This is a genomic window from Bradyrhizobium valentinum (assembly GCF_001440405.1).
In the GTDB taxonomy this organism is placed as follows: domain Bacteria; phylum Pseudomonadota; class Alphaproteobacteria; order Rhizobiales; family Xanthobacteraceae; genus Bradyrhizobium; species Bradyrhizobium valentinum.
Map to the genome: position 1 here is coordinate 31,727 of NZ_LLXX01000217.1, position 6,311 is coordinate 38,037.

Here is a 6,311-nt window from a genome sequence, read left to right on the forward strand (position 1 = left end):
AATTGATGGGTATCGCTTTCGCTCCACCCATCCTACGGGCTTTGTTACTCCTTGCTGCCCGTCGTGAAATTCGGATGTGTATGGTAGTATCATTTCATACACACCGCGGCGGGACATCGTCCATGCGCACCAATATCGAGATCGACGACGCGCTGATGGCAGAAGCGCAAAAAGCTTCCGGACATCAAACCAAGAAGCAGACGGTAGAACAGGCGCTTCGCTTGATGATCAGGCTGCGAGGTCAGCGGGAGGTCGACGGGGCGTTCGGCAAATACCGATGGCGCGGTAGCCCTGCACGGAGTCGTAAAGAACGAGGGGCCGGGTGACGGTTGTCGAATCGATGGCCGGCGACGCGATCGCCACCGCCGCGGCCCGCAATTTCCGTCCTTGCGCAGGCGCGGCATCACGGTTCGCAAGACCATCGACTTGCTGATTGGTACCTGGTGCATCGAGAATCGCGGGCCGCTGCTCCACAACGACGGCGATTTCCGGCCCATGGCGCGGTATTTGGGGCTGATTGAGGTGCCGGCGCAGGTGTGAATGCCCGCACGATTGAGTGCACTGTCACCGCAATCCCAGAATGATGCCACGCGGGCGCGATAGCGCTAAGTCGCGTAACTCACAAACCAAGAAAAATAGCGATTCAGTGTGTCCGTGACTATTTGTTTGCAGGTCATCGCTTCCGAAAATCCGACGAATCGACCGTGCGCCGGAGGATTGCGATAGCTCTGCACGCGGCTAGAAGACACCGTGTCGACCAGGTCTTGGGCAAAGAACGCGGCCCGGCCTGACGGCGTCAATTGGGTTTCAAGGGCTGCTTGAACAAACGCGCGCAGATTGGCGTCAATCGTTGCGGGCGGATGACCAAACTCATTGCACATCTCTCTAAGCGGCCCGAGCATGAGTCGCTCTGAAGGGTTGGCTACAATCGACCGTAGAGTCGAAAGCCCTGCGTTCCAGCCCTTTGTCCCGGCTTGCCCCGCCGCTGCTCTGAGAGCATCGAGTTGGGCGAGCGCAATGCCGCTTGCCGCGGGTCGCACGAACCGTTCGTTAAGTTCGATCTCGATGACACGGAAAAATCCGAGGGCCAGCAGCCCTGCGTCTCGCCAGAGCACGTCTTCCTGGGTGGCGTTGTCCATGGCGCGCAACGAAAGACGGTAGGACTCGCGGCCCATAGGGGTGAGGCGCGCTGCGATAGTTTCCCGTTGCGCCGCTTCCTCCGCGGAACTTTGGATGTCTTTCATTCCAAGAGCATCCATGCTGACCCGAAGTTCGTCCGTCAGCGGGTGATTTATCGTGACAGCCACCTGGTAAGCGAGCGCATGAAGATCCAGAAAGTCCGTGTCTTTGATCTGGTTGGATGTCCACAGCTGGTTGAAGAGAGCCATGAACTCATCATAGGTCCGTAAGCGATAGAGCGATTGGAAGAGAATGCGCAGTGCTTCGCGGTCACCAGCCTCAATGACCGGTAAAAGCGAGTCCGAAAACATTGAAGTTAAGGACTGCTTTATTCCGGACCTTCCGTCGATGCGAGGTTCGAGAAGGAGCGCCACGGCGGTGGCACGTAGTGTCGGATCGCTCTCGACAACGGCGGCGAAATCGGACGGAGCGGCAATTTCATCTTTGGCGAGGATCGCATCTGCCATTTCAGCGCGGCGCTCCTCAAAGCCGGTCAGAAGCCGGACGTGAAATTTTGTAAATTCGCCATATCCCGGATCGCGGGGCGAGATCACAACCTGGCTTTGGAAAAGAGGGTGGTCGCCCATTGCCGCTGCGCCAGCTTCAACACTTCGGGAGTGGTAAGCCGTCAATTCACCGAGCAACAGGACTTGGCAAGCGGACAGCGCATCTTTCCTAAGGCCAGCGATGGCCTGTTTCACGGCGGCGCCATCTCCAAGGTAGGCATGACTTCTGGCCCTAATCTCGACCGAACGCGGGAAATCGAGTGCGGTGCTGGGCACGCGTTGTGCGTATTCGATAGCCTCCTTGAATTGGCCAGAACGGAAGTGACAGAGCGAGCGGAGGTAGGCGTATTCGCCAGCGTGCAGGTCGCTTTCCTTTAAGTGACCCAAGATCAGAAACGCGTCGTGACCTCGATCGCGGTGCATCGCTGTGAAAAGACGGCTTCGAAGCGTAGCGGGTGAAGCGCTCGCAAGACCTTCGGTGAGCTGGAGATCGTCCAGGTTTTCCGAGGCGAGAATGCCATCGACGACGGCCTTGCCGCGCTCGTCTCCGTGAAAGGCGAAAAAAAACAATTTGAATTTCAGGAAGTCCTTACGATCCGGTGGGTTCTCCTTTGTGGCGTGCTTTAGAATTTCGCCAAGCCGGGCAAATTCCCTAGCCGTCGACAAAATAAAATTCTCGCCGGCTCCCATATGGTCCGGCACCGGCACACGATGGCGCTCGGATTTTAGCTTCTCTGCCAGCCAAGGTGCGAAAGCTGCGTAGTCCGGAATCATCCTCTCCGTATCTTGCGAGCAAAGGTCCAGCGCGTGGGCGAGCTGTTCTTCCGCGGACAACGTGATGGGTATTTTGTTGAGAGGCGGTGTCGCGTCCGGCATCGGCTAAAACCACGCTAAGCAGACAGTTGTTAGGTCCGATCATACAACCCATCGCCGGCTGTTCAATAGGTCGCCAAGATTGTTCGGCGGCTTCTTTGCCGAGCGGGAGGCCGCCAAACCCTTCGTACATAGAACGAGAACGGCGACTCTGGCATAGTTTCAATGGGGCACGATAACGGCTTCGGGGAACGTCAACCAAGCTTGGCCGGGGTATTATGAAGATTTATCCAAAATCACATCTCGCGGACGTGTTGAAGTCTGTTGCCAAGATTCCCAAGGAGTTTGAAGGACGCATCTCGTGGGAGTCCGGGGCTCTCGACCGCGCAAGTTTCGAGATCCTCTACAACCTCAATTTCAAGACGCCTGTTGAAGACTACATCAAGGACGGCGCGGTCTGGCATGCGTTGAATGAATGCGCGCGCGCCAAGAATTTCGCCGCACCGTTCTTTATCGGCAAGCTTCGGGCCTATCTCGAAGACTTGTTGAGCAAGGAGCCGCGATCCTTCACGGCGGTGATGCAAATCAATGCGGAATTCGCAGTCCGGCTGCCTAAGAAAATCGCCTCGGTCGGCGGGTCGGTGGAGATTCAGACGAGCTTGCCGCGCGCCTGCCTGAAGGTGATTTCCGGTTTAAAGGAATACGAGCGCAGCCGTCTTAATTTGCAGGACGGTTTCGTGTTCGCGATCACAAAAGTGGCGAGCACGAATGATCGCGCGGCGCTCGACATCGCCTATCGCCGGATGAAATATGCGCTGGGCGTTCTCAACCTTGCCATCCGCGGTTATGGGGTCAGCAAGCGGTTTGGCTTCCCGAATGCGCCGATTGGCACCCTTCTCTCAGCCTCGCCAGTGTTCACCGTCGATGCGGCGGGCAAGCTTGGCAACTGGCAATCGGAAAACCACTATCCCACGCCTTGGAAGAGAAACTTCAGAGTTTGGCAAGCGCAACCGACGGAAGCAATCGCAACCTTCGCCAAACACGTTGCATCGGACTTATTGCGCGTAGACTTCCCGGAACGCCTGACCCAGGCGGTGTTGCTTCTGCAGGAGGGCCTCGAAACAGGCCATGTCGAGGTGGCGCTCCTGAAATTCTGGACCGGCATCGAGGTGCTCTGTGCGCGGGAAGACCGGGAGCCCTCCGAACGTATCGTGGAGCGGGCAAGCTCGATCTTTGATGACTACCAGCACGCTGCGATGCGCCTGAACTTCATTCAGGAATTTCGCAACAAGGTGGTTCATCGCGGCGAGGCTGGTGACCACGCCCTGCTGTGTGCACAATACGCCAGCCTCTATCTTGCAGCTTTGATCCGGTTCTTCCTGTGGAACGTCTATAAGTTTCGTGAGCGCGATGTGATCCTCGATTTTCTGTCCTTGCCACTGGACGAGCAGAAGCTCGCTGGCCGGATTTCCTTGAGCCGGAAGCGTTTGACAGCGCTCAAACGCATGACCGCCCGGGCGGCGGCCTCGAGCTAGGCTGGATCGGCCAAATCCGCCGCACGCAGGAATTGCCCAGGGCGCCTGAAAATGATGGGAAGGAGGCAGGCGAAAACGTTGAAAAAAAACGTCCAACGAGCGCATTGCCTGATGGTACCGTCCCGAAGGCGCGCCTGCCCCCCTTGGTCATTGCGCGCAAACACTAATTTCCCGAACCAAATCAACGCGATTTGCCCCGTCCAGTCCCCTCCGCAAAAACAAATTCCTTCTCGATCACCCCAAATCAGCACTAGAAATCCCGCCGTCTCATCCCTCACGAGGGGCGGATCGCGATCGTCACGGACGCGGGGTGGGATGCGGTGGACGCAGCGGCGTCGGGCGCGAGAGGTGATCGCAGGGCGGTTATCCGTGAGCGAGCACACCGCGCAGGACGTACGGCGCTGAAGCGTACGGCAAAACCGTGTGGTCCTGGCATCCGTGGCTGATGCTAAGCTGTCGGTGGTGAATTTGATCCAACCGGATCGATTTCGTCATCAAGCCGGCAGCGATGGAGGCAAGACGAATTCGTCTCCAGGGAGAGCGCGGCATAAGCCGTCAAACCATTGCGCAGGGAATGCCGGAGTGCTCCGGCTGTACCTGTATGCTCGTGTGCGCCTCTATCTCCACTCTTGCACACGAGACCGCGGGTGCAGCAAGCACCCGGCATTCCCTGCTCCCTCTGTTTTGAGGGAAAAGGTTCATGCAAGCCTCGGGCGCATCGCGCCGCGAGAAGGCGAGGTCATGTTTACGAACGTTGACGCAAACAAGTTCGTTATATCAGGCAAAGAGCCGCGCCAGCGTGAGATAGCCTGCGGCGACTCAAGCCTCGTTCTTCGGCACGTATTTCCCGAGCACGCACTTGTAGCGCTGCAATCGCCATTCGCGATACGGGCCCTTGGCGAGCCAGTCGGCAATGCCGATTTGCGCGTTGACCGCGCAGGCGGTCATGGTGATGCCGGACTGGTCGCTGGTGGTGACGACCTTTTCGAGACAAAGCTGGCTGTTGCAGAGAACAGCGACGAGAGTAACGAGCATGGCGACCTTCGTTGATAAGGAATATCCAGTTCGTTCAGCCAATGCAGGGTTCATGCCAACATTGGTGCACGCCGTTTTTTTGGACGCCCCTTAGGCGAATTGACCTGCAAAAATGCACTTTTCCGTAGCCGTGCTTTTTTTGCGCGGGACGGATACCAGCAACGCGATGGAATGCAAACTGAGGTGAGAGTAGGGGCGCGCGCGGACGATTCGCAAAGCGTAGAACTACGGGACCGTGCCGGAATGGCCATGACTGTCTTAACGCTGCAACAGCTCCGAGTGCCGCGCATGGGCCTCCGTAGGATGGGCAGAGCGAAAGCGAAACCCATCACTGTCGCGAGTGGCAATTGATGGGTATCGCTGCGCTCCACCCATCCTACAAATCGGGCACACTCGAAGAGCAAGGGCGGCGAAGCGCCAATTCAGATTGTCTGATTGATTTCGTCGTCGACGCGCATTTCGGACTCAATCCGGACATCGCGCCATGTCCGTTTCGCGTTCCACGCGTGCAGTTGTTCCCTTCCGCGAGCAGGATGAGACATTAGTGCAACAACCATCGTCCTAAATTCGGGAAGGCGCATCGTTAAGAAGCTACGGCCTGCTCGTGGAGATATAATCGCATCGACGAATCCGAAAAGGAGTTTTCGATGGCGAAGTTTGCGGTTGGCGAGCAAGTCGAAAACGTCGCTAACGATCACGAGGCGGGCACGGTTGTCGCCGTGTTTCCGACCGTTGACGGAAGCTTCAGATATGCCGTCGACACGGAAGGTTACGGCACACTCCAGTTTTTCGCCGAGGAGAAGCTGGCTTTTGCCGTTACGAGGCGGGGGGCGACATGACAGGCCGCGCAACCACGCAAGCGATCTCCGCGACCGAACCGGCGGAGGGCGACAGCGATGCTGCGCGCATCAGGCATCAGCTTGACGCCTGGGCCAATGCCTCAAATCGCACGCCTCGATTGGTGGCGACGCCTGCGGAAGACGTAAGCGCTGAATCATCTGGCGAGGCGTCCTTGCCGGCAGCGAAGCGCGGCCGCGCCTCTCCGGCATCCAGTCGCGCCAAGCCTGCGAAGGGCACCAAGGCCAAGGCAGCCAGGACAACCAGGGCCAAGACATCCGAGGCCAAGACGACCGAGGCCAAGACGACCGAGGCCAAGACATCCGAAGCTGAGATCACCGAGGCCGATGGCGAGCCGGAGGCGCCCAGCGCGCCGCTCGAGCCGCCGGCGGTTTCCGCCGCGCCC

6 protein-coding genes and 1 pseudogene are annotated in these 6,311 nt (G+C 58.2%); 5 read left to right on the forward strand and 2 right to left on the reverse strand.

Annotation, left to right across the window (positions count from 1 at the left end):
* Window positions 1-122: 122 nt before the first annotated feature.
* Window positions 123-326, forward strand: coding sequence for a type II toxin-antitoxin system VapB family antitoxin (locus CP49_RS37515; RefSeq protein WP_057855138.1), 204 nt, complete (start codon window positions 123-125; stop codon window positions 324-326).
* A gap of 61 nt (window positions 327-387) precedes the next feature.
* Window positions 388-540 carry a PIN domain-containing protein gene (locus tag CP49_RS37520; RefSeq protein WP_420807686.1) on the forward strand — a complete coding sequence of 51 codons (153 nt, stop codon included), beginning with the start codon at window positions 388-390 and terminating at the stop codon, window positions 538-540.
* A gap of 65 nt (window positions 541-605) precedes the next feature.
* Here the strand turns inward: CP49_RS37520 and CP49_RS37525 are convergent, their stop codons facing one another.
* The gene (locus tag CP49_RS37525) at window positions 606-2,561 is read right to left on the reverse strand and encodes a hypothetical protein (RefSeq protein ID WP_057855139.1); all 1,956 of its coding nucleotides are present in this window, start codon (window positions 2,559-2,561) and stop codon (window positions 606-608) included.
* A gap of 215 nt (window positions 2,562-2,776) precedes the next feature.
* Here CP49_RS37525 and CP49_RS37530 point away from each other — a divergent pair, with 215 nt between their 5' ends.
* Window positions 2,777-4,033, forward strand: a complete 1,257-nt coding sequence (locus tag CP49_RS37530; RefSeq protein WP_057855140.1) for a hypothetical protein — start codon at window positions 2,777-2,779, stop codon at window positions 4,031-4,033.
* 819 nt (window positions 4,034-4,852) lie between these two features.
* Here the strand turns inward: CP49_RS37530 and CP49_RS37540 are convergent.
* Complete coding sequence (locus CP49_RS37540) at window positions 4,853-5,068, reverse strand: hypothetical protein (protein WP_057855142.1); 216 nt, start codon at window positions 5,066-5,068, stop codon at window positions 4,853-4,855.
* Between the two features lie 647 nt (window positions 5,069-5,715).
* Between CP49_RS37540 and CP49_RS37555 the strand changes: the two genes are divergently transcribed.
* Both CP49_RS37555 and CP49_RS46500 read left to right on the forward strand, forming a co-directional pair.
* Window positions 5,716-5,907 (forward strand): hypothetical protein, encoded by a 192-nt coding sequence (locus CP49_RS37555; RefSeq protein ID WP_057855145.1) that lies wholly within the window; start codon window positions 5,716-5,718, stop codon window positions 5,905-5,907.
* Window positions 5,904-6,311, forward strand: a pseudogene (locus CP49_RS46500) (hypothetical protein); the annotation flags it as partial. The gene CP49_RS37555 and the pseudogene CP49_RS46500, both read left to right, overlap by 4 nt.